Source organism: Haloprofundus halobius (assembly GCF_020097835.1).
GTDB classification, from domain to species: Archaea; Halobacteriota; Halobacteria; order Halobacteriales; family Haloferacaceae; genus Haloprofundus; species Haloprofundus halobius.
Genome location: NZ_CP083668.1, coordinates 85,603 through 108,057, shown reverse-complemented (window position 1 = coordinate 108,057; position 22,455 = coordinate 85,603). Strand labels below are relative to the sequence as shown.

The window sequence follows — 22,455 nt, the reverse complement described above, 5'->3', positions numbered from 1 at the left end:
CGAACGCTTAGATGGCGTGCAGCCACACCCTGTCGACGTCTGGTGGTGGCAACTGCACGCGTTAAATAGGATTCCGAACTACTGTGTACGGCGGAGAGATGTCACCCTGTCGACGCCACGAAAAATAGCATCGAGACTGTACTGGTTCTCAACCACACCTTACGCCTCGTACGTAACACTCATTGAGAGCAAAGACGCATCTTGGAGACAAGCGATGGATGAACGGATGATTTGGGCGAGTGGCCATGGAGTTGCCCTCCTTGTCGTACTCGCAGGAATCGCATTTGTCTCCGGCTACTGGGGGATCCTGATCGCACTTGCACCTGCTGCGTACCTTCTCGTATTCTTCCCGCATGATGCAGATAACACCCCGAAGACGGTCGTGCGCAGCCACCTGACCGCGTTAATTATTGGGTGGGTGACGTATACCGCACTTGCTCAGGCGATTCCGCCGACTAGGATCGAGCCTATGTCGGAGCCCGGGCTGCGGATCGTCGGGAGCGCACTTCTCGGCTTTGCGGCTAGTACAGCTGTCTTCTATGCGCTTCACATAGAACATCCGATGGCCTATGTTACTACGTTCACCGCAGCAATTGGTGCATTCCCGTCCATTCAGGCCCTCGCCGTTGTCGGAGTGGCTATCCTTTGTGTCGCCGGTCTTCAGGTAGTCCGACAGAAGTTGGGTCCTGAACCGAATACAGAAGCTGCTACCTCTGGTGGAATTTTCTCAGTAACATCGAATCAGAGATAATTGCGTAGGTAGCCTTCTGTTTGGGCGCTACATTGCGCTCAGTGGGTCGGGATTCTGTGACTAGTAATTATCATCATAGAGTGCGAATTGCTGTTCGGTATATCGTTCCGGTCACTCGTCAAAGCACGTCACCAATCATCTCGCCGTCACCAGTACCGCCTACTTCTTCAGCGGGAGAGGGTTGACTCACAACCTCCAAGAGCTTGAGAAGGTACGCGCCGGGTTGCAACAGACCGGAACGCGAAGTGGCCACCGGACGCTCGTACAGTCGAATGGTCGGGAACTTCGCCACGTCCGCGACGTGCTACACTGCGCGTCGAACGTACTGGTAGACGAAGCACTCCGCTACGACTGCGACGTAATCGCGTTCGAGGACTTAACCCACATCCGCGACCGAACCGGCGCGTCGTGAGGTTACAAGTGGGCGTTCCGAACGCTCTACGAGCAGGTGGAGTACAAGGCCGAAGCGGTGTTCAGAGTGTGGATTCACGGCGGACGAAAATCGTTCGACTCGCACCAACTTCTGTTGTCAGAAATGTGGGTCGGAAACGAACGCGGATTACAACGCGGCGAAGAACATCGGTATGCGGTATGTTCGCTGAGGCCAACAGTCGTCTCAGCGGACGGGTAACAGTCAGCTCGCCCTAAAATCTGGAACGGTGACGCCGAAGGGCAGAATTACCGCCTACCCAAATGGGTTGGAAGCCGAGTTCATGGACAAGTCCCATCACCAGAAGTCTTCGACTTTTGGCGACACCCTCAACGAGCGAACCCCTCAAGGTGAGCGAAGTAGAGTGAGATAGTTGACCAAAGCCGTATTAGTACCAATAATTGTTGTAACGATTGTGGTGCCGTTTCTTCTGTCTTGTTGTTCGCAATCAGTCTCCCAGTGAAGCGTGAACAATATTATCCGTACTGCAAAGAAACATCCAAGCGGAACGCATCAACTCATGTTCGACCGAATACTCATCCCGACGGACGGCAGTGACCCAACCAAGCCCGCGGTGGACATGGCGCTCAACCTCGCTGCAGCGCATGATGCAACGCTCCATGTGCTCTATATAGTTGATCAGCCCACGTTCGTGTCTGGCATGGGGGAGGGATTCTCTGGTCTCGATGACCTTCTGGATGCGCTCGAAGAACGGGGGCAACAGGCGACAAAAGCCGTCGTCGAACAAGCTAGAAAGCGGGATATCGAGACGACAACAGCGGTCCGTCGTGGAAATCCCCACGATGACATTCTCATCTACGCAGAAGACAATGATATTGACGTCATCGTCATGGGGACACACGGACGCACTGGGGTCGAACGTGCCCTCCTCGGAAGTGTGACCGAGAACGTCGTGCGTCACTCCGAGATTCCGGTGTTAACTGTTCATCGCGACCCAGAAGAGTAAGATACGGACGTCAACAGTGTCTCCGTTCCTCAGTAAACGTAGAGGAGTGATGAGAGTTTAGTGGAGAGCGGCCCCGTCAGCAACCTCTTCAGGCTCCGAAACCAGCCATTTGAGTGCGGCTGCAACGATGATACAGAGTCCACTTAAGACGATGAAGACGGCAAATCCTCTTGCGTACCCGATGTGCCCGTAGATGTCCACGAAAAGTCCCATCAGTGGGAGGATAACAAGGGTACCGCCACCCCCGATCCCACTGATCCAGCCGGATGCCCCACCGACGGCCTCTGGGACGAACTTCGGCACCAGTTCGAACTGACATCACCGCGTACCGGAGTCGTCCTCGTTGGGTGGTTCGAATCCCTACTCGAGGATGGCGACAAGATGCAAGCCGACCTCTCCGGCAAGCCGCTGCTGGCCCACGCTATCGAGGGGATCACACCGGCTGTTGACGCCGTCGTCAACTGTCACAAGGTGTAGCTCGCTGATTTCAACCGTGAGCAAGTAGGGTAGGGTAATTCACGCCGATCTTCGACGCAGTCAACATACCGGTTGCGCCAGCACAGGATTTGGTCCCGGATCGCGGCCCAGCCGCAGGAATCGCGAACGCACTCGAAACTGTTCAGACCACCGTGGTCGCCGTGAAACGGCGGAAAGGGTGACTGACAATGGGGGTGCCAGTTTGCAGGACATTATCGACCGACTCGACGTGACCGTCCTCCCAGAGGAGACGGTACGCTCGCTCATTGCACGACGAACCTTCTTTGAGGCGAATACGGTCGAAGCGCTGGAGTAAGCCGACATACTGTCGAACGGCGATATGCCAGACGACTACTGGTGAGATCCGTTCACCCACAGAAATTCGAGCTTATCACAGGTCTCTATGAATCGGCTAGTAAACGACCGGTTCTACCGCGAGCGGCTGACCGAGACAGCCCAATTTCGAGTAAGGCGTTGTTTATACAGTAGCAGAGCTCTAAGCGAGAGTACCACAGTATGCCGGACTCGTCTAATCATAAAAGCACTGTCCGCGAGGAATTCACAAAACAAGCCACTGCTTACGCAGCAAACGCCTCACTCACTGACCCCGAAAAAGTAGATCGGTTGATCCGGGCCACTAATGCCTCCTCCGATGCACGCGTCCTTGAGGTCGCGACAGGACCCGGCCATATTGCGCTTGGATTCGCTGACGTATGCGATGAGGTCGTCGGTATAGATCTGACCGAGGCACCGCTCGTCATAGCCGAGGAAACAAGACAAAAACGTGGTGTAACTAATGTCCACTTCCAGAAGGGTGACGCTGAAATGCTGCCGTTCGACGACAACACGTTTGATATCGTGGTTTGCCGTCTCGCGTTTCATCATTTTGAAAACCCGTCACGAGTTCTTCAGCAGATGGCTCGAGTATGCCGTCCAAACGGTACTGTCGGCGTGGCTGATCTCATCGTGAGTGAATATTCCAAACGTGGAAATTACCAAAACCGATTTGAGCAACTCAGAGACCCCTCGCATGTGCGTGCTCTCTCGATGAGCAGTTTGATAGAGCTGTTTACTGAGAACGGGTTAGAGGTCCACAATGTGGAGACGGGCGTCCTCGTACCAGAAGTGGAACAGTGGCTCAGCAATGCACAAACACCGGACTCCCGAGCTGACAAGGTTCGAGAGATGATCAAAGAGGATGCAAATGAGGATCTAAGCGGGGCTCGGCCGTTTTGGCAGAATGGAGATCTACATTTCGTCCAGCGCACAGCCATCATTATTGGTCGCCGGTTGAAGAAATCGGTACACAACGCTACACAATCGACTCACGGCTGAAGCCGTGGGCTTGTCCGTGGACTCCCGGTCTACCTCCGAATTGGAATAGGCGGTGTAATCGCTGTGAATGGCCGAAAGAGGTCACCGGTACCGAACTAGCAGCTGAACTCGACATTGCAACTTCCACGCTTCACTAACACCTCCACAAAGCGGAGGCCAAATTGCTGGGAAACAAACAGCAGTAACACCGCAGCTCCCCTTGCGTCAGTTAAACTCAGAAACGTCTCTCGACAGGATCGTCCTCGCCGTCCGTTTCAGAATCTCCAGCCCGTCCTTCATGTCGTTGAGGTCGACGTACTCGTCGACAGTATGTGCCTGCGCCAAACTCCCAGGACCCCACGTAATCGCCGGAATGTCGGCGTGATTGATGAAATCCCGTACGTCGGTCGATGCCCGAATTCCCCATGGTTCCGGTGACACGTCTGCGACCGCCGTTGAGTGTTCGCGGAAGACCTCCGCTAATGGATGGTCGATCGGAATCTCAGCTGAGGAATAGGTCTCGGCGCGCTCCCACGTAGCTTCGATACTGAGGTCGCGATTAAGTTCCGAGATGACTCCGTCAACCTCGTCGTCCACCTCACTGATCGTCTCGTCGGGGAGAATCCGCCGGTCGAGGATAACGGACGCCCGATCTGCGAGTACGGCCTTATTAGAACCGGCACCCGCACTGATCTGGGTGACCGTGGCGTATGCCCGACCACAGAGAGGATCGCGTCGTTCGCGGAGGCGAGCGTCGTAGTCGTCCAACTTGGCGAGAACCGACCGAACGTGGTCGATCGGGTTCGTCCCTTGATCGGGGTCGCTCGCGTGTGCGGGCTCTCCAGGCCAGCTGATCTCGTACCAGGCCATCCCCTTTTCACTGGTTGCGACACGGCACTGCGTCGGTTCGAGCACGACACCGACATCGCCGTCGAAACCCGCATCAAGAAGCGATTTGGTTCCGGGATCGGCCGTCTCCTCGCCCATCGCGGCGTGGACGACGATCGAACCGTCCAAACTCCCGTTCTCGATCTCCGATCGAAGGTCGAGAGCCACGAGCATGGCGATGGCGACGGCCGTCTTCATGTCCACGCTCCCGCGACCGTAGAGTCTGCCGTCCTCGATGACGCCGCCGTAGGGAGGAAACGTCCACTCGTCGGGGTCGCCGGCAGGGACGACGTCAAGGTGTCCGTTCAACACTAACGTGGGGCGGCCGCTTCCGATTCGCGCGCCCACCTGCTGGCGGTCAGGATCTGGTTTGTCGACCACAGTCGAATCAACCCCGTGGTATGTGAACCATTCGTGGACGTACTCGGCGCATGCACTCTCGTTGCCGGGAGGGTTCTCGGACTCGATGCGAACCAGCGCGGCGGCGAGCGACGGGAGATCGGTCGGATACTGCTTTGACCCGCTCGGATCGTCATTCATAGCGAGGGCTCCATTTCGTCTTCCGCCGTTCCATACTGGTTCGCAACGTCATCGAGCGTCGGTTCGATACGGGTCACATCGCCGACTGCTCGCTCCGCACCGGCGGTGTCCTTCAGTCCAATGCCGGTGACAACCGCAACGACCGACTCGTCGGGGCTGATGATTCCTCGCTCACGAGCCTGGCGAATGCCGGCAATGGGGGCCGCGCCCGCTGGTTCGGCGTAGATTCCTTCTGTCCGTCCGAGCAGGGTTTCTGCCGCGAGGATGTCCTCGTCGGTTACGGTTAGTGCGGTTCCGCCGCTTTCTTCGAGCGCGCGACAGGCTTTGAGCGTGTTCCGGGGTCGACCGACGGCGACTGCATCGGCGAGCGTATCCGCGACATCGTCGACCTCGTCGTGGCCGTGGAATGCATCATGGATTGCACTCGCCCCTTCGGGCTGCACACCGAGCATCTTGGGAGTGTCGTCGACGTATCCTAGCTCGGCGAACTCCCGGAGCCCCTTCCAGCAGCCGGCGATGGTACAACCGTCGCCCATGGAGAAGACGACCCAGTCGGGAATCGAATCCTGGGTTTGTTCGGCAAGTTCGTGGCCCACGGTCCGCTTGCCCTCAATCTGGAAGGGGTTGATCGCGGCGTTTCGATTGTACCACCCATAAGAATTGGTTACCTCGAGACTCAAATCGTACGCCTCGTCGTAACTCCCGGCGACCGCGAGGACGTCCGCCCCGTAGACGCGAGGCTGGACGAGCTTTCCCTCGGGTGCGCTCTCGGGCACGAAAATGCGGCAGTCGAGGCCGGCCCGCGCCGCGTAGCCTGCGAGCGACGCGGCGGCGTTACCCGTTGACGCGCAGGTGATGACGTCCCGACCGGCGTGGCGTGCCTTGGTGACGGCGACGCTGGTCGCACGGTCCTTGAAGCAGCCCGTCGGGTTCCGGCCGTCGTTTTTGACGCTAACGTCGACCCCGAGTTCCGCGCCCAGTCGGGGTGCGTCGAGTAGGTCCGTCCCACCCTCGTCGAGCGTGACTGGCGTCGCCTCCGTGTCCACTGGGAGGAACGCCCGATATTTCCACTGGCTCCGGATGTCGCCGTCAAGCGGAGCGTCGAACCGGTCGTGGATGACATCGTAGTCGTAAACGACATCGAGGATACCGGCGACGCCGTCATGTTCCGGACAGGTGTAGATGACCTGGTCGGGGTCGTACGTCGCCCCACAGAGTGTACATTCGAGGGTTTCAACGTGATCGAGCATCACTTGATATCTTACGTCTACCCCTATATTACAGTACCACCAGCCATTGTCGGGGGTTCGAACGAAGACGGCTCCATCGTCTAAGAGAGTCTCTCACAGAGATGCAAGGAGGAAGCCCACGACTGAAGTCGTGGGTGGCTGACGTATGGTGTTATTCAGTGGGAGGGCGCAAACTCGAAGTTCATTCAGGCGGCGGGCATACTCGGCGACCCTCTCGTAGCCATCATCGTTGTAGCTGTCCTCAGCATCGTCCTTCTACGGGGTGTCGATAGCACACTGTTTTGGGTTTTCAGTTACCCCCTTGTGAGCGGAGGAATTCGCACGTACCAGATAGTGATGCCGAAAACGCACACAGGGGCCCCTACGAAGGGATGCCGAGTGACGGAAAACGATTCCTCCAACTAATTCGATTCTAAGACCATCTGATTGTTGGTTATAATTACCAGTTTATTGATTGGACTCGTCCCATCTATGTTTCTGCCTGATTCACTAGAGCAGTCCCTACTTCGAACTAGCCCCTATTGCTGAGCGCGTATTCGAGACGGTACGCTTGATGAGCCCTTGGACGCTTTCACGTCGTCTCAGGAACAGTCCGACGCCAAGTGCGACATAAACTGCTGTGTAGATGTAGAGTATGAGCATGCTCACGTTTGTTGCGGCCGGTTCAGTTACGGTCTGAATTACATAGAATTCCGCGAGGACCTGTGTAGCAAATAGGACGAGCAGGGCGATTGCCTCACGAGTACTAATCTCGAAGTTCGTGAGAATCGCAATTGCGAAGAAGCTCTGCGCTGCGGTAATCCAGATTTCGGCTGCTTGCTTCGAATCGAACGGAAGCGTTCCAATAGCCCCTGCTGAGATCGAATATACCACCGCAAGTGTTCCGATGAGCAACGTCCACTGGTTCAATTTCGAGGAGATGAGCGCGTTGAATCCCGCCGTCGACCGAGATTTATTCACAAGATAGGCAACGACAATGAGTTCGGGGCTCTCACTGGCGAGTGGTGCGAGCCACTGAATCATGAAGAACTCGGGGATACCGTACTGGAGTCCTAGTTGTTCGAGTCCCTCGGCAAAGGGGTGAACCGCAGTGAATATTATCGCACCTGAGAACGCGAATCCGAAGAGGATAACTGCTATTCGCTGGGCCTTCGGGTATTGTTGGAAGTAAGCGGGAACGCCAACGTGTTCCTCTGATTCATCGACATCACCACGGATGACGACGAGGAGATACAGGAGGAAGAGTCCGACGAGCAAGACCGTGTCAATCGGTCCAATACCGCCATTGAATGGGACGAAAAACGCAAACACGGTAGCCACAAGTAAGAATGTAATCTCGGTGGAAATCCCGCGGTCGAGTGTGACCGCATCTGCAAGAAATCCGGAACGTTGCTCAACTGCTGGGTCTGCAGTGCGCTTTGCACGGTAAATCGTAAACAGGGCAATGCCGGACCACCCAAGGCCGATAAGGATCCGGTTTGCGCCCGTCATGTTAGCCACTGCGAGATTGGCAGCCTGAGTGGACCCAGTGCCTGCCTCCCACGCGTAGAGTGCGTCGACAGCGTATTCCGGCGCGACCGCTAGCACTGCAAGGACCGCAATCGCAAACGCTTGCGGGACGTCTTTCTCAGCTGTTTCTGCTGCCCATGCAAGGAGAAATGCTGCCCCGAGAATTGCAAGCCCAGCGACCAAGACTGCCGTAATTGGTGTGATGTTCTCGCCTGGATGGACGGTTCCATATCCACCGTATGTGATGAAGAATCCAATCCAGGGGACAGTGAGGAGCAGTGCAACGCTAACAGCAGCGAGCGGATGACGTAATCGAGACAGCATTAATTCAGGAGAATACACAGAATCTATGTTGTTAATTCACAAGATGTTGGTCTTCTGGCTGAGTTTGGGCTTCAGAGTCGCTGAGAAGCAAGAATCCTTGTTTTAGCGCCTATTCTATAATATTGGCTTCTGAAGCCTTGAAACGGCCACACACTCACGTGTAAGGGGGTAGGGAGCCATCATCGAACATTGGAGAGTATTGTTTAGCGCCTCAATCCAGGTGATTCTGAAACGTAACCCAAGATTGCGCCGCTTGGCGACTGCACATCAATTAACAATAGGTTGATGTTCACTAATTCGACCAAACGGGTGATCTTGAGGGTTCAGTCTGGATGACCCGAAGAGATATTGTCACCTGAATAGTGGTTTTGGTATATGAGCGCCCTGAATAACCTCCATAAGGCAGGTAAGCCCCCTCGAATTGGCTATCGTAGGCTCTCTACAATTTTGGGGGCTGTCACACTGGTAACGTTCGGGACTGAACGGCTCGTGTATGAAACAGCGAGTCGGTCGCTTGGAGAAGTACCTGCGTATGTGATGGGTGGTGTACTACTCGTTGTCGGGATAAGTGCCTTCTACGCATCAATAAACGGTCAAGACATCACAACGGCAGTTCTCCTCTCGTTAGGTCCAGTTGGTGGACTCTTCGTATATTTAATCGGGTTTCACCTCGTCTTACCCCCAAGTACTGACTCGCCAACGTGGCTCATATTCCTCGCCTTTGCCGCGGGCCTCCTTGCAATTGGGACTCTCACACACCTTTGTGGTCGTTTAACGAGTTGGACGCCATGAGTTACTCAGACTGTGGCGTATTGTCAAGACTCGTTCAAGAACTCAGCTTCTGCTATAGGGACACTTCTTTTTACACTCTCTATTCCTCTTTTGACACCTTGCTTTGATTGATAGCCTTCCCCGCTATCTGCAATTATGTTCCCGTTAGTGGCGACAAGACGCCACCGCCATTCACCTGCCTTATCCCGAAATACCTCGAACGTAGCCATACAATTACTTCTGTATTATCCTTTCAGGACTAGTAGTTGCTGTGCTTCGGAGCAGCGTATAGGGAGTGACCAGGGCTCAGAATACGAGAGACAGGAGAACGATCTCGTATGGCAACAAAAGAAGACATAAGCGAGCAATCACCGCTTGATGAAGTGATGAACGATATTCGACGTGAGCTCGTCCTCCGTGTTGCAAAAGCCGGCCGCGACGAACATCGTGGCGTATACGACGCCCCCGAACACGAGTAAGCGTCGGTGGTTTAGCCGAATTTAGTAGCTATCTCCCCCGACAATCGTGCATTCTGATTCGCTCGGGCAACCCAATCTTCCGACATACCGGACACTCTACTAGAGGCGTTGAGGGGGGTTCCTCATACGACTCCAGTGCCGCGTGCAAGTGCGTTTGCACATCGGGGTTCTCCGTCCGAGACAACGCTTGTGGGAGATGCATGCGGAGTTCTTCACGGGCGCTCACGCCTGGGCCTCTTTCTGTTGAGCATCGATCTTGAGTCCAGTGTGGGCGAGTTGACCCATGAATTCCCAGTCGCGTTTCTGGGCGACGTATTTTTGCCAATGGCTGAGTGGCCGTCCGTTGAGTGGTTAAAAGTAATCGAAGTTACGGCCACGGTGGGCAGCAGCACCTCTGCTCTATATCTCAGCCACTGATTCTGAGGGAGAGAAAACGATTTACAGACACGTCTGCAAGGCTTGGTCATGGGTAGTTATGCAACACCACCGAATTGGGTAAATGAGTCGTCTGAGAATGATGACTCTCAACTACCGCTCGGTGATTTACTCTCAGGCCGACTAGCAGACGTCGACGTTGATTCTGTCGAAGCGGTGCGTAGCGAACGAAGACGGGAATGAAGGTTTTCGTCGATACGAACGTTTTCATTGCAAGTTTAACTGATGAACCAGATCGTGGTGAAATTGCGACACAGTTACTCAACGAGGACCACGAGTTCTGCACGTCGATTTTGAATCTCATGGAGATTCGGTCTGTTATGACAAAAAAGAAGCGCGTTGAGCAAGAGCGGGTCGAAGCAGTATTGTCAGACATCTATGGTAACGTAGATATCTACGCTCCCGAAATCAGCGACCAGATTAGTGCCTATGAATTACAGGAAGATAATCTCCTCTATACACTAGACTGTGTACTTCTTGCATTAGCCGACGACTTGGATGCGACATTGACCACCTTCGATGGAGAGATGCTCGATCACGGCGGTGTTGCGCCAGAAGAATTGCTCTGAGCAATTCAAACTGATTGCTTCTCTACAGCAATCCACTTGGGCTCAATCCACGTAATCTCCCCGACAGTCATGGACCCTGATTCGCTCGGGCAACCCTACCTTCTGACAGACAGGACACTCTACCAGAGAAGTCGACGAGAGGTCCTCACACGACTCCAGCGGTGCGTGCAGGTGTGCTTGGACATCTGGGTTCTTCGTTCGCGATAAGGCTTGAGAGATGCATACGGAGTTCTTCGCGTGCGCTCACGCTTGGGTCTCCTTCTGCTGTGCGTCGACTCTGAGTCCAACGTGTGCGAGCTGACCCATCGACTCCCAACCGCGTTTCTGGGCGACGTATTTCTGCCAGTGGGTGAGTGGGCGACCGTTGAGTGGTTGGTAGTGGTCGAGCTCGCGACCGTTGTGGACGACGGCGTCGGCAGGCTGGTAGTAGTGATGCGTGTAGCCCTCTTCGTCGACACCGAGGGCGAATGAGCGCGCGAGCGCTCGCGTGAAGTGGTCGATGAGCGATACGGTAGGCTCTTGTGTCGCGGGTTTCCTAGTTGACATTGGCTTCCTAGCCCATTGAGAAGCCCCGGTCGCGTGTTGGCGCACGCGGCCTTTCTACAGAAAGGCGAACCCAGTGCTTCTCAATTACAACTACAGTCTACACCAACTTAACCGTTACTAAGTAACGGACTGAAGCACTCCAAGAGTAACACTTTATCAACCAGCCATACGAGCGTTTCAGTACTTAATGGTCAATCGAGAATTCACACCGACTGAAAATCAGGAGGATGTGCTGTCGGTCTTCAAACTCAACCGTGAAGAAAACGAGCCGTGGGGCTATGCAAATCCGATGCGAATCCGATTAGAGACCGGCCTGAAGAAACAGCGTGTGAACGATGCGCTGAAGAGTCTCATCGCCGCCGGATGGGTTGAGCAAGTACAGGTAGAAGGCCAGTCAGTTCGAGGCCTCTATCGATTTGTCGAAGACCCACGAGAGCAATAAATTCAATCGATTTCGTCAGGGTCGAGCTCGCCCTCTAAGTACGCTATTCCGCGGTCAGTAATCGCGTAGTATCCCTCCTCTTCTTTCTCCTTTGTGACTAGATTATGCTCTGAAAGAGACGCAAGGTTTGCTTTGACTGTGGAATACCCGATTTCGTGACCTGACTTCACCATATTGTAGTGTAAGACGGAGGGAGGCAGCGAAAGTCGGGTTCTGCCGAGAAAGTCTAAGACGGTATATTCACTCGGCTTCATTCGTCGCGAGTATCCACAACGAGTGGTATGGTTCCGTCGATTACTCAGCAGACTAACACTATAAAGTCCAATATATAGACCGAATAGGCTAAGATTTATTCTCCATGCATTCCTTGTTCGGGATAGCGACCGCTCATCGGATCATCTGGTCCTCTCAGAAAGGACCCGTGTTGTAGCACGGATCCGGTGCGGTCGTTTGAGGAATACCGCATGTCATCGAACACACCCCCAACGCAAAAAGCTCTCGTCGCACAGCCACCCCTCACGCTCGAGGTCTCAGAATGACTGACTCCGTCGAAGACCTCAAGTCGCGCCTCGATGATCTCGAAGACCGCGTTGACGCCCTCGAAGACGAAAAATCAGATCTCGAAGAGACAGTCGACGCACAAGCTGAGACAATTGCCTCCCAGCGTGACCAACTTCGCGAGCAACGCAAGCGCTTGGATGAGTACGAGGAGAAACTCACTGTATCGAGGGACCACCGAAAACACCTCCAACAGCGCGTCCACGCCCTCGAAGATTCTCAGGGCGCAGACTCGGATGAGACAAATACGACAAGGTCGCCGCTGCAGCAACTCATCAGCCTCCCCTCAAAGGCTGTCTCGAAACTCACAGCCAACCAAAAGCGCGCTCGCTTCATCGCCAAAGACATCCGTGAGTACGCGAAGAAAGTCCCCGCCGGCTACGCCATCGACTCCAGTACGATTCGAAAAGTCCTGAAAGCCAAAGAAGACAGGACACCCCACACCCAAACCGTGAGTCGCGTCATGGACTTTCTCGACCGACTCGGGAAAGAAGACGTCCAGGTGGTCAAACGTCATGGCACCAAGCGTGCTGTGTTCACAGAGCGTGCGGTGACTGAACTCGCGGGTACGTCGTCAACTGGTGGTATCACGGACGTTGTGATGAGGTGGCGCTAACGGGGCTGTGATTACGGCGGGTTAGTCACATCGGGAGACGTCGTCCGCTGACACCAACGCGGTAGTCTGCGGTATTGTGAGCCGCAGTACTCGGAGGAACCTCTCCGTAGATAGGAGTAGTAGACGGAGAAGAAACGAGGGTGGGGTAGCTGTGCGATTGAGGCTCATCACAACGAGTGTGATTAAGGGGGTGGTTTTCGACCGTGGCTGATGGTCGACCATTACCGTGGATAACGAGCGTTGACGTGAATTTTTGGTGCTGTATGGACGGTTCCGTCGACCCCCAGGGGGTAACCAGTTATTGAGGATCGACGGAAACACCCTTGTGAAATCGCCACCCAGGAGCGTTCAGGGCCGCAAATTGGCCATGGTTACAGACGAACGCTAGTGCGGTTGAAGCGTGATGTCGAAGCTCATATCACACGCGCTCGAATCGTTACAGACGAACGCTAGTGCGGTTGAAGCAGCTTGCCGACAACCGGCGGGAGTCCGGTCCGAAAGATTCAGACGAACCCTTGTGGGGTTGAAGCCTTTGTCGGCTCTACAACGACGACGTCGACAGTTTCTACGACGCAGCAAGCGAAGTCGCCATGTCGCGAGACGGTGCGGTGGTGATTAGCGTCGACGGAGTGATCCAAAGGCAGATGGTTCGGTTCCTCGATTTTACCCCCGACACGGTACCTCAGGGTGAACACGCCGTAGAGTATGAAGACTGGATGGGTTCGCGCCACATGAGTGCGGCCGATACGTCGGTTCGGCCCGAAGTGGTGACGACAATTACGCTCAGCGAAGAAGCCGGTCGACTAACTCTTTTCGAGGAAGGAAGGCATGTCACGACGCCATACGATAAAATCCGTGATGAACGGAATACGCAAGGAGACAGCGTCGAGTGATTTAGCGGATTATTACGTGAAGCCAAGATTTATTCCGCTCCATACCGAGAAAGCGAGTATGGACGAACCGCGCGACGAACTGAAGGTCGACGCCGACGAGCGTGCTGAGGCACCCGACTTCGATGCGTTGACTCCCTTGGAGGACTTGGTGCGTGGCGACCGAACGCGGGATGATTTCTTCGACGCCGTCCTCGCGCTCGACAGTCCAGCGACGGCGACCGACGTCGCCGAGCTCGCGGGTCACGGTGTCGATGCCGCACGCGAGTACTTGGACTGGTTCGAACGGATGGGGATCGTGACTCAGGTCACGGAATCACCAGCCACCTACGAACGTAACCAGGAGTACCTGAGCTGGCGACGGGTCCAGAAACTCCGGCAGGAGTACGCCACTGAAGAGCTTCTCGACCTTCTGAAGACGGAATCAAAGCGCGAAGAGACGCTGGAGAGGGAATTCAACGTCAAATCACCGGACGAAATCTCGATTTCACGCTATGCGAGCGAGACTGACCGAACCATTGAGGAAGTCTGGGAACGCCTCTCTGCGTGGCAAACAGCCCGTCGTCGGGTGGCGCTCCTCGAACGAGCGCTCACGACTGAGTCCGGTGACGGCGCTGATCTACAGTCCGCGGTATGAGTGGCGGAGACGAGAACACGTCAGACCCGTTTCACGGTGCGCCGATTGATTTCGACCGACTTGACACCATCCGAGAGCGCTTCGCGGCTGATGACCGTTTCAAACGAATCGCTGATCAGCCGGCGTTTGCCCCGGAGCGTCTAGTGTGCGTGTATGATCAACGGTTCTACCCGGAACGAGTTCGTGCTGCTCGCCTGGAAGTAGTCTGGTTCGAAAACGGAGACTTCTCTCTACACTACCACGAGGAACACGAAAGCGGCGAGTTCGATCACCGATGGGACAGACACCCGTCCGGTCACAACACCCGTGACCACGTCCATCCAGGGCCTGACGCACCGACACCCGGTGACGACACGTCACATCCGGCGGACTGGCGAGATGTCCTCTCGATGGTCCTTTCAGAGATCGAAGACAGACAGCGTGCCTTCTGGGAGGAGTAGAACACGATGTCGAATTTGCTGTGTTTCTGGTCGATGGTGCTCAACACCTCCAAACTGCGCTGGCCAGAGCTGGACTCCGATTTCAAACTGAACGAACTGAAAATCTGAACGCCATCGAACGAATTTTTGAGAGCTCAAGCACCGCACTTTTTCCTTCTCAAATTGCTTCAACCACGGTGAGCCGCAAACCGCCGAAAAGTGCTCCAAGCATTTGCTGGCTGGCTCAATGCTCCAAACTAAACACGACTATACGCCCGACGCGTACGTTTAAGCCACATTGAGCGACAGTTGCGAGTATGCTCTTGGACGAACTCGCGAACATCGACTTTGACGACGCCAAGACACGACACGAACTGAACCGACTCTGCGCAGAATCCGCAGAGAAAACAACTTTTGGAGAACTCTCCGCATGACCGCACACGAAACAGACGACCCGATAGACCAACCCGAACGTGAAGCAATCCGTTCGCTCGCCAACGCGATTGTCGACCACACCGAGAGAGGCGACGACGGACGAGTCACGGCCGACGATACCCAACGTGTTCTTGCGGACGCCCGTGATCTCTCGCTGCTCGTACTCGAAGAACTTGGACGCTCAGATATCGAGCATCAACGCATTCTCCGGGCGATAGATCGCGCCGTCGACACCGAGTTCCCGTCGTGGGCTGACTACGTCGGTGGGTCAACGGACCCCGACGTTGAACAGACGCTTCTCGACCGTGCGGAAGCCGAGTACGAGGCGCTCGAGGGCGAGACGGCCGAACGAGACGAACTCTCGAAGTGGTTGGATAAGAAGCGGTGGGACGAACAAACCGAGCGGCAATGAACTGCGACCACCACAGCCGGGCGACCAAAACCCACGTCTCAAAACGGCCCGAAGTGGTGACGACAATTACGCTCAGCGAAGAAACCGGTCGACTACTCTTTTCGAGGAAGGAAGGCATGTCACGACACTATACGATAAAATTCGCGTAGAACGGGATACGCAAAGAGACCGCGTCGAGTAACCTCCTCCAGAAGTACGCACCAAAGAACCTAATCTGTTCAACTCTGCTATTGAGCTATGAAGGTACTCGTGTACGGTCCGCTCCGGTCTGTAACTGGTGAAAAGACGATTGAACTCACAGTGGACGGCAATTCAGTACAAGATGCCGTCGAGTCATTCGTCTCGACGTATCCACGCACTGCATCACAACTTGTCGACGAGGAAGACAAAATTCGTCCAAGTGTCCGTATCTTGATTGAAGACGAACGAGTCTCGCTCAACGATACCCTTTCGTCTGATGCGACAATGAAATTGTTCCCTGCAATGCGAGGTGGGTCAGTGACCCACGACTGAAGTCATGGGCTTGTCAGTGGACTCCCCTTCTGCCTCCGTTACGGAGTAGGCGCGGAACTCGCTGTTCAGGTTCAGCGTCCCTGACGGCAGCACACACTGACAGGGTGTGCCTTCACTCGAAGACGTCTGCCACCCCTAAAGGGATGGGCTTCCTCCTTGCATCTGTGTGAACTAGAGGTTGTACTGGCTCTTGACCGTCTCTGCTAGCCCAACTTCTTCGAGTTTCTCCATCGGGACGAGCATCGACAGTTGAACCACACCCGGAAGTCGAGCGATTTCAACACCTCCGGTGAATGTACAGCGTGCACGGACCTCACCTTCAGTCATATCGAGTAATGCGCTCGCTCTGTCGAACGCGTTCTGTGTGGCGTCATTAATCGTTGCACCTGACCCAATAACTTGGATGGGGCCAGCATCGTGTACGGAGTCCACACTGTATTCAGATGCAAGTTCATCTCCAGCCTCACGCTCACTGTCAGTGTATGGTTTTGCAATGTGAGGCAGGTCTTCCTCGTTTGGCAGGAGAAGCGGGCCATCCAATTCGAGTCCTTTGATAACCTCGACTTCGAGTTCGGTCTTCCCACTCACGTCAGTCGTGTGTAACGAGAGTTCACCATCACCCTGATTTGCGTGGAGGTCACCGACGTAGAGACCGGCTCCGTCGACACGGACTGGACAGATGAGGGTCGCCCCTGGCCGGACGTCGTTCGAGTCGAGGTGGCCGTCAGTACGTGCTTCAAGTGCGTCTTCATCTGGAAGCCCCCAGTCGTGTTCGGCACCGATGAGAAATTGCCCGAAGTCTCCAGCGTTGTGCGAGTCTGGAAGTTCGATTGCGGGTGTCGTGCCGATGTTGCCGATGAATGGTCGGAGCCGCCCAAGTGTACCCGGAACCTCATCAGGTTCGTACAGCAAGATTGGGTGCTGTCGTGAGTTCTCGGGGAGTGCGAGTGCTTCGTCTGCTCGTGTAGCGAGGTCGTGGGCACCGTCTTCGCCGACCGTAATACCGACTGTTTTGTCGTCATCGAAGACGACGGTGTATCCATATTCGAAGCCGAATGAGGAGGCATTCGCCCCGCATTCTGCACATCGAATTGCGCCTTCACCGGTTCCTTCAACAACTGTTTTCGGCCATTCCGTTCCACATTCTGGGCAGCGGTGGTCAACGAAGGGATCATCACCAAATGCATCCGCCCGTTCTGCCATGCTCCCGGTACTTGTGGCAATGCTCGTTACTTCGACATCCTTGATTCGGACGACCAGGGCATCGCCAGGTTCGGCGTTCTCAATGTAGATTGGGCGCGTGACTTCGTGTCCGCCGCGGAACTGTGGTGTAATCATAGGACCCCAGCATCCGGCTGGAGTGTGCGTTTTCACAGTTCCGCCGTCAGTGACAGTGCCTCCTGATTCCTGTTCAGGGCCAACAAGTCCAAGTGTGAATTCGTCTACTTCGAGTACGTCGTGGATCTGTTCAGACATTGGTTGTAACTCGAACGGAGAGCAACATAGTGATTGTGTAGCACTGCACAGACTTCCGGTTCTATAGAGGATAGAGAGTGCTTAGGTTTGCGAACTCCCCTGCCCGGCACTCGCGGAGGAAGGGGCCTTAGCGCCCCCCACCGCACAAGCTAATTATCTACCAAGTTCTGCTTGGTGGGCAACCACGCACGTTTCTTGCTGCCACCGCCGAAAAGACCGGACAGATCGTCCGTGATAATCAAGCAATTTTGTATCTCCCTGTTATTATGTTCGCAGAGACTATATCGTATCAAAAAAACGGGTTGGATAGGATGTTCGATTTTGCAATTGGTTTCCCGCTCATCATCGTGCTAATGGTAATCGCATTCCTCTCTGGCATCGGCATTACGACAATTGGCCCAGGGGGTATTTTTGTGACGATTGCATTATATTCGCTTACACCTGTTTCGTCGGGTACAGTCGCGGGAACTGCACATGCGACATTTATCGCGACTGGTATAGTCGGAAGTGCTGCATATGTTCACTCTGGGGAGCTGAAAACCGGCGAAGCGCGCGCGATGGCGCTTATACTCAGTCTCTCGTGTATTATTGGGGCCCTCATCGGTGCATACGTGAACTCCTTCGTTCCGAGAACGATCTTCGGACTCCTATTGGGTATCGTTGCGATGGCGACTGGTATCACTATTGTCTATCGTGAACGGCGTGATCTCAGTCCATTATACCAGCTAAATGTAGCAAGACGAGAGGGACAGGTCGTCCTCGGCGTCTTAGGATTCGCTCTCGGAGTCACCAGCGGTTTATTAGGTGTCGGGGGCCCTGTGATCGCAGTTCCGGCACTGATCCTAATTGGTGTCCCAATGTTGCTGGCTCTTGCTGTCGCTCAGGTACAATCAATCTTCATTGCAGCGTTTGCAACCACAGGATACCTCATCCAAGGCAACGTGTCGGTGCCACTCGCAGTGTTAGTTGGCCTCCCATTACTCGCAGGCGTTGTCGCCGGGTGGAAGGTGGCTCACCTGATTAACCCTGCGAGGTTAAAAGTGGTATCAGGTATTGTACTCATCGTCGTCGGACCCTATCTTGCACTGTAGTCAACATCTGCTCAATACGCACGTAGATGAGCAGTTGTTTCGCGTGTTTGAATGTCTAAAGTAGAGGATTTCAACAGAGCCAACTAGACATACACCGGCGTTGTTGATCTCCAGTTATAGGCTTTCTCGCACAGAAAGATATTGTCAGATAAAGATGATTGGCCTTGGTGAAATCCTCAGTCGGTGATAGGTTTCAGCGAGCGTGTTGAATACACATCGCGTATCGGTTACCGAGCAATTGTCCTGCTATGAGGGGACGAAGTGGAGACACAGATGACATACCACTCAGTAGAGAGAAGGAGACTTTCGTTTTTCTTCGCCAGCTGCGCCGATTCCCGAGATGGACCTCAATCGTGCAATCATGCGCGTCAAACGTGGCTTCTATTGGTATCTATGGGTCGCGGCAGCGAGAAACCACACTGGGGTCACTCTCCGCGTTTTCCGTAGGTCTCCTCACCCCAACCATAATCGGACGCTTCGTCGTTCCGTTCAAGGTAGTTCTCCAGTACCTCCTGCATAGCTCGGCCGAGATCATCTAACGCGGCATCAATCATCGAAACCGCACTCGAATCGAGTGATTCGGTCGCGTCTTGCTCCCGCCAGTCGTCCGGAATCGTCGGGGCATCGAAGCGAAGACGATCTTCGGTTGGGTCCCAGTAGAAGTCGAACGCCTGGAACAGGCCAAGGTCGCTGACGATTTGGACCTGCTCTTCGTCGAGATTCGTGTACTCGGTCCACTCGTTGAATCCCTCCTTCCACGCACCCTCCTGAAGTAGATCTTCGATATCCTCGCGGTAGAAGTCCTCTGATCCGAGCGTTTCTTCCTGCCACTCAAACTCGCGTGGCATCCCTCGGTTCGAGAGGTCCGGTGATTCCGGAACCTCTACATCAAGCGTCATACCACTGATTTCACTGGCAAAATAATAAAGCCCCATATCAATTCCCAATGAGAGACGAGATGCTCTCTTGACAGAGCAGCCCGTTCCTGGATAGATACTCCGTTTTCAGCGCGCTATACTCGACAGACAGAAATTAGTTCACTAAATAGAAAGGCGTTATCGTGCTGATTACACCCTCTGTATCTCGCATGGTGTTTCTGATTGAACCTTGGCAGTTCGTAGAGGTGCTGCTGAATAGAGTGCGCGAGTCGGTCACGCAGCTTTTTCGACCTCGGTGTTACATACAGTGCGCGTCTCGGTCACTGGCTCGGCACTTGATGCATGCTACCTGAATAGCTCAGTGTAGAAAATGTAATTATCTCCTGTCGTTGTTGAATCGCTTCGTAAATTCTGTGAGAGACAGAGTTCTGTTGCCATAGTAGACTTGGAGAGCAAGTATAGTGCCCGTGAACGAAGCAACGACGATGAATACGAACGCAATTGGCACCCAGAAGAGAAGGAACCCCGTTGTGGGCATACTCGGAGATAAGTGACATTTAGAATAATCTTTGTGGTCATGAAGTCCGCAGACCTACCTAACGGTTGTTCCACCACTAAGGGAGTGAAACGAATGACACCCTTTTGCTGAATACATTCTCTCTATTCAGCACGCCGTTTCTATCAGATTCTGAAAATTCCAATGGAGCCGACTGTAATCGATGCTCCAGAGGTTGTGCGAATCGTTATTCCACGAGTAACCCAATGATCTCCTGAGCGGTGGAACTGATTCGACCGAGGCGCTCTTGAATCGCCTCCGAGTCATCGCCCTGCCACGCAGCGAGATAGAACGCAGAACCACTCGTGTCGAGTCCGAAATATCGACCGACGATGTACGCGACAGCTTCCGCTTCGACCTCGCGTTTTGCCCGTTCGGGTTCATCGTCGATATCGAAGTGGAGCAGCGCGTGGGCGTATTCGTGAATCAGCGTGACCGCGAGATCTGCTTGGTTCGACCGAGCCCTCGCCTCGACGACTGGCTGGAAGTCATGTAGGCCCCGATACTTACAGACCCCTTTCGCGTCGCCATGTTCCCAGTCGTCGGCATCTACGATGCGAACCGTCACACCGAGTTCATCAGCTGCATCTTTGAGCGCTGGCACCAGGTCGTTGTCGTCGCCCGTCGCCGCCGTCTCCAGTTCGGGAAGCGGTTCTCCTTCCGTCTGAGATACATCGAAGACAGGAGCTGGTTTGAACCCGACGAGCCCTCTCGACCACTCCTCGGGTGGCGTCGCGTCGTACTCACAGTCAGTGTTGGCGTGGTAACTCGGCGAGTTTGCACACTCGGGACATCGCTTCGTGATGATGGGTGCCCAAATCCAGATAGCCTGTTCACCTTCCTCGACGTGGCGGTCGAACTCGTCTTGCCACGTTCGATATCCGGCGACATGACTCGCTTCAGGACACTGCTGTTTGATGAGCAGCGTGTTTCGGTAGGAGTAATCGTGGAACTGCCGTTGGACGTCAAGCCACGCCTGAAACTCTGCACTCGCTTGCGCGTCGTCGACGGAGTCGACAAGGTCGTTGATCCACTGCTCGATGGTACTGTGCATCTCGTCACGTCGGGTGTCGGAATCGTCGAACGACACCGCTGCGTAGTCACTACTCGCCATGAGTTGTCTCGCGAGCACTCCAGGTTTGGAATGCCCCGCACCCTTCGGGGACAGAAAAACTCTTCCGAGCAAATGGAATCAGTCGGAAAAATCCGTGTGTGAACGTGCTAGTGCATCGCGGGCGGGATGTAGACACTGGCCTCGCCCATGACCTCCTCGAGGTGGTTCCGAGTGCGGTGCGTGAAGTAACAATCGTAACAGCAGTACCCACAAATCTCTCCAGTATCGTACTCCGCGACGAATGGGCCACGCGACCCCGTCCAGACGTCGTCTTCACACTCGACGCAGGCCGATGAGTGAAGGTCGGCCGGTGTCGGAGGTTGATACTGTGTCTGGTTATTACACCCAGTCGGTTTCTCCGGCCAGACGCCTTGATTCTCCCAAAACGAACGGACATGGCCAAGCCCGTGGCGGACCGTTGCTCGAACCGTCAGGTGGTCGGCATCGCGACCGCTGTCGTCCCACCCTCTATCCGTCCAGAATTCGCCGAACTGCGCACCGCGATGGAGTCCGTTCCAATCGAGGCCGACGATGTCGGCTGGTGGGTCGCCTGTCAGCGTCGGTTGCGTCAACTGGTCGACGACAGTGAGTTGTTTGGGTGGACTACCTCCGAGGATGTGGACTCGACGGCCTCGCCAATCCACTGGATCTGAGAACTCGTGTGCCAGAATATCCGCGTAACCACGGGAGTAGCCGACGACGATGTCGTCTGGTATCTCCTCAAGTGCCGCTTTGCATTTTGGGACGATGACAAACTCCGTTTTGGGAACCTGCTCTTGGAGGTCTCGCACTGCCCGAACGTACGACTGGGCCTCTGCACTATCGTAGGCATCACCGATGATACCGACGTCGGGTTCGTGTTTCAGAACTCGCTCCGTGTAGCGGTCGAGATCTGGATTTTTGAAGTCGTTGTCGAGCATGCCGACTGGTAGGTCGAGATTGAGGAACTGCTGTTGTTGGTAGCTGCAGTCCTCTCGAAAGCCGGTAAGGAAGCCGAGGTTCAACGCGTCGATGGCAAATGGGACGCGATGGAGAAATGCCACATACTCCGCCTGTCGAGCGTCGGCGTAGGTGTTTGTCGCGCTGTCGCTGGTTGCTCTAGAGAAGTCGTGAATGGACACAGGGAGTCTCCTGCGGGACTCTGCCGCCCCGCAGCTCTCAGGGGCGG

General features: G+C 54.8%; 24 protein-coding genes and 3 pseudogenes. 16 read left to right on the top strand and 11 right to left on the bottom strand.

The window, feature by feature from the left end; translation table 11 throughout:
• Positions 1 to 16 precede the first annotated feature (16 nt).
• The 5 genes and pseudogenes from LAQ74_RS19370 to LAQ74_RS19350 all read left to right on the top strand — a co-directional run bounded on the left by LAQ74_RS19370 (position 17) and on the right by LAQ74_RS19350 (position 3,960).
• Positions 17 to 751: a hypothetical protein gene (locus tag LAQ74_RS19370; protein WP_224338135.1), complete on the top strand. Its 735-nt coding sequence runs from the start codon at positions 17 to 19 to the stop codon at positions 749 to 751.
• Between the two features lie 136 nt (positions 752 to 887).
• Positions 888 to 1,554: pseudogene (locus LAQ74_RS19365) on the top strand (zinc ribbon domain-containing protein); the annotation flags it as partial.
• A 147-nt stretch (positions 1,555 to 1,701) separates the two neighbouring features.
• On the top strand, positions 1,702 to 2,148 hold the full coding sequence (locus LAQ74_RS19360; RefSeq protein ID WP_224338134.1) for a universal stress protein: 447 nt from the start codon (positions 1,702 to 1,704) through the stop codon (positions 2,146 to 2,148).
• Between the two features lie 183 nt (positions 2,149 to 2,331).
• Positions 2,332 to 2,625 (top strand): hypothetical protein, encoded by a 294-nt coding sequence (locus LAQ74_RS20520; protein WP_317987403.1) that lies wholly within the window; start codon positions 2,332 to 2,334, stop codon positions 2,623 to 2,625.
• A 516-nt stretch (positions 2,626 to 3,141) separates the two neighbouring features.
• Positions 3,142 to 3,960, top strand: coding sequence for a class I SAM-dependent methyltransferase (locus LAQ74_RS19350; protein ID WP_224338132.1), 819 nt, complete (start codon positions 3,142 to 3,144; stop codon positions 3,958 to 3,960).
• A gap of 204 nt (positions 3,961 to 4,164) precedes the next feature.
• Here the strand turns inward: LAQ74_RS19350 and LAQ74_RS19340 are convergent, their stop codons facing one another.
• The 4 genes from LAQ74_RS19340 to LAQ74_RS19325 form a co-directional block, all read right to left on the bottom strand.
• Complete coding sequence (locus LAQ74_RS19340; RefSeq protein WP_224338130.1) at positions 4,165 to 5,367, bottom strand: M20 family metallopeptidase; 1,203 nt, start codon at positions 5,365 to 5,367, stop codon at positions 4,165 to 4,167.
• The gene (gene thrC, locus LAQ74_RS19335; protein WP_425498554.1) at positions 5,364 to 6,617 is read right to left on the bottom strand and encodes a threonine synthase; all 1,254 of its coding nucleotides are present in this window, start codon (positions 6,615 to 6,617) and stop codon (positions 5,364 to 5,366) included. The genes LAQ74_RS19340 and thrC overlap by 4 nt, the downstream gene beginning before the upstream one ends.
• A 501-nt stretch (positions 6,618 to 7,118) precedes the next feature.
• Positions 7,119 to 8,450, bottom strand: a complete 1,332-nt coding sequence (locus tag LAQ74_RS19330) for a sodium/calcium exchanger protein (RefSeq protein ID WP_224338297.1) — start codon at positions 8,448 to 8,450, stop codon at positions 7,119 to 7,121.
• An 815-nt stretch (positions 8,451 to 9,265) separates the two neighbouring features.
• Positions 9,266 to 9,451 carry an HVO_2922 family protein gene (locus tag LAQ74_RS19325; protein WP_224338127.1) on the bottom strand — a complete coding sequence of 62 codons (186 nt, stop codon included), beginning with the start codon at positions 9,449 to 9,451 and terminating at the stop codon, positions 9,266 to 9,268.
• A 108-nt stretch (positions 9,452 to 9,559) separates the two neighbouring features.
• Here LAQ74_RS19325 and LAQ74_RS19320 point away from each other — a divergent pair, with 108 nt between their 5' ends.
• Both LAQ74_RS19320 and LAQ74_RS19315 read left to right on the top strand, forming a co-directional pair.
• Entirely contained in the window at positions 9,560 to 9,700 is a 141-nt protein-coding gene (locus LAQ74_RS19320; protein ID WP_224338126.1) for a hypothetical protein, read from the top strand.
• Positions 9,701 to 10,314: 614 nt separating this feature from the next.
• Positions 10,315 to 10,704, top strand: a complete 390-nt coding sequence (locus LAQ74_RS19315) for a type II toxin-antitoxin system VapC family toxin (RefSeq protein ID WP_224338124.1) — start codon at positions 10,315 to 10,317, stop codon at positions 10,702 to 10,704.
• 243 nt (positions 10,705 to 10,947) lie between these two features.
• Here LAQ74_RS19315 and LAQ74_RS19310 read toward each other — a convergent pair whose 3' ends face one another.
• Positions 10,948 to 11,250, bottom strand: a complete 303-nt coding sequence (locus LAQ74_RS19310) for a hypothetical protein (protein ID WP_224338122.1) — start codon at positions 11,248 to 11,250, stop codon at positions 10,948 to 10,950.
• 187 nt (positions 11,251 to 11,437) lie between these two features.
• On the opposite strand from LAQ74_RS19310, the gene LAQ74_RS19305 reads away from it, so the two are divergent.
• On the top strand, positions 11,438 to 11,692 hold the full coding sequence (locus LAQ74_RS19305; protein WP_224338121.1) for a helix-turn-helix domain-containing protein: 255 nt from the start codon (positions 11,438 to 11,440) through the stop codon (positions 11,690 to 11,692).
• Positions 11,693 to 11,694: 2 nt separating this feature from the next.
• On the opposite strand, the gene LAQ74_RS19300 is transcribed toward LAQ74_RS19305, so the two are convergent.
• A complete protein-coding gene (locus LAQ74_RS19300) occupies positions 11,695 to 11,946 on the bottom strand; it encodes a PadR family transcriptional regulator (protein ID WP_224338119.1) in 252 nt (83 codons plus the stop codon).
• A gap of 281 nt (positions 11,947 to 12,227) precedes the next feature.
• On the opposite strand from LAQ74_RS19300, the gene LAQ74_RS19295 reads away from it, so the two are divergent.
• The 7 genes and pseudogenes from LAQ74_RS19295 to LAQ74_RS19265 all read left to right on the top strand — a co-directional run bounded on the left by LAQ74_RS19295 (position 12,228) and on the right by LAQ74_RS19265 (position 16,172).
• Positions 12,228 to 12,866, top strand: coding sequence for a hypothetical protein (locus LAQ74_RS19295; RefSeq protein ID WP_224338117.1), 639 nt, complete (start codon positions 12,228 to 12,230; stop codon positions 12,864 to 12,866).
• Between the two features lie 590 nt (positions 12,867 to 13,456).
• Positions 13,457 to 13,759: a hypothetical protein gene (locus LAQ74_RS19290; RefSeq protein ID WP_317987402.1), complete on the top strand. Its 303-nt coding sequence runs from the start codon at positions 13,457 to 13,459 to the stop codon at positions 13,757 to 13,759.
• 58 nt (positions 13,760 to 13,817) lie between these two features.
• Positions 13,818 to 14,393 (top strand): DUF7342 family protein, encoded by a 576-nt coding sequence (locus LAQ74_RS19285; RefSeq protein ID WP_224338115.1) that lies wholly within the window; start codon positions 13,818 to 13,820, stop codon positions 14,391 to 14,393.
• Positions 14,390 to 14,833, top strand: a complete 444-nt coding sequence (locus tag LAQ74_RS19280) for a toxin-antitoxin system TumE family protein (RefSeq protein WP_224338113.1) — start codon at positions 14,390 to 14,392, stop codon at positions 14,831 to 14,833. The genes LAQ74_RS19285 and LAQ74_RS19280 overlap by 4 nt, the downstream gene beginning before the upstream one ends.
• A pseudogene (locus tag LAQ74_RS19275) lies at positions 14,833 to 15,073 on the top strand (IS6 family transposase); the annotation flags it as partial. The gene LAQ74_RS19280 and the pseudogene LAQ74_RS19275, both read left to right, overlap by 1 nt.
• A gap of 169 nt (positions 15,074 to 15,242) precedes the next feature.
• The gene (locus LAQ74_RS19270) at positions 15,243 to 15,659 is read left to right on the top strand and encodes a hypothetical protein (RefSeq protein WP_224338112.1); all 417 of its coding nucleotides are present in this window, start codon (positions 15,243 to 15,245) and stop codon (positions 15,657 to 15,659) included.
• Between the two features lie 237 nt (positions 15,660 to 15,896).
• Entirely contained in the window at positions 15,897 to 16,172 is a 276-nt protein-coding gene (locus LAQ74_RS19265) for a ubiquitin-like small modifier protein 1 (RefSeq protein ID WP_224338110.1), read from the top strand.
• On the opposite strand, the pseudogene LAQ74_RS19260 reads toward LAQ74_RS19265, so the two are convergent.
• A pseudogene (locus LAQ74_RS19260) lies at positions 16,155 to 16,301 on the bottom strand (RNA-guided endonuclease InsQ/TnpB family protein); the annotation flags it as partial. The gene LAQ74_RS19265 and the pseudogene LAQ74_RS19260 sit on opposite strands and share 18 nt — an antisense overlap.
• 42 nt (positions 16,302 to 16,343) lie before the next feature.
• Positions 16,344 to 17,648 carry an acetamidase/formamidase family protein gene (locus tag LAQ74_RS19255; protein WP_224338108.1) on the bottom strand — a complete coding sequence of 435 codons (1,305 nt, stop codon included), beginning with the start codon at positions 17,646 to 17,648 and terminating at the stop codon, positions 16,344 to 16,346.
• A gap of 311 nt (positions 17,649 to 17,959) precedes the next feature.
• On the opposite strand from LAQ74_RS19255, the gene LAQ74_RS19250 reads away from it, so the two are divergent.
• Complete coding sequence (locus tag LAQ74_RS19250) at positions 17,960 to 18,739, top strand: sulfite exporter TauE/SafE family protein (protein WP_224338295.1); 780 nt, start codon at positions 17,960 to 17,962, stop codon at positions 18,737 to 18,739.
• 425 nt (positions 18,740 to 19,164) lie between these two features.
• Here LAQ74_RS19250 and LAQ74_RS19245 read toward each other — a convergent pair whose 3' ends face one another.
• From LAQ74_RS19245 to LAQ74_RS19235, 3 genes are all read right to left on the bottom strand, one after another.
• Complete coding sequence (locus LAQ74_RS19245; protein ID WP_224338106.1) at positions 19,165 to 19,638, bottom strand: DUF7992 family protein; 474 nt, start codon at positions 19,636 to 19,638, stop codon at positions 19,165 to 19,167.
• A 722-nt stretch (positions 19,639 to 20,360) separates the two neighbouring features.
• Positions 20,361 to 21,287 (bottom strand): M78 family metallopeptidase domain-containing protein, encoded by a 927-nt coding sequence (locus LAQ74_RS19240; RefSeq protein ID WP_224338104.1) that lies wholly within the window; start codon positions 21,285 to 21,287, stop codon positions 20,361 to 20,363.
• Between the two features lie 107 nt (positions 21,288 to 21,394).
• Complete coding sequence (locus tag LAQ74_RS19235; RefSeq protein ID WP_224338102.1) at positions 21,395 to 22,408, bottom strand: DUF6610 family protein; 1,014 nt, start codon at positions 22,406 to 22,408, stop codon at positions 21,395 to 21,397.
• Positions 22,409 to 22,455 lie beyond the last annotated feature (47 nt).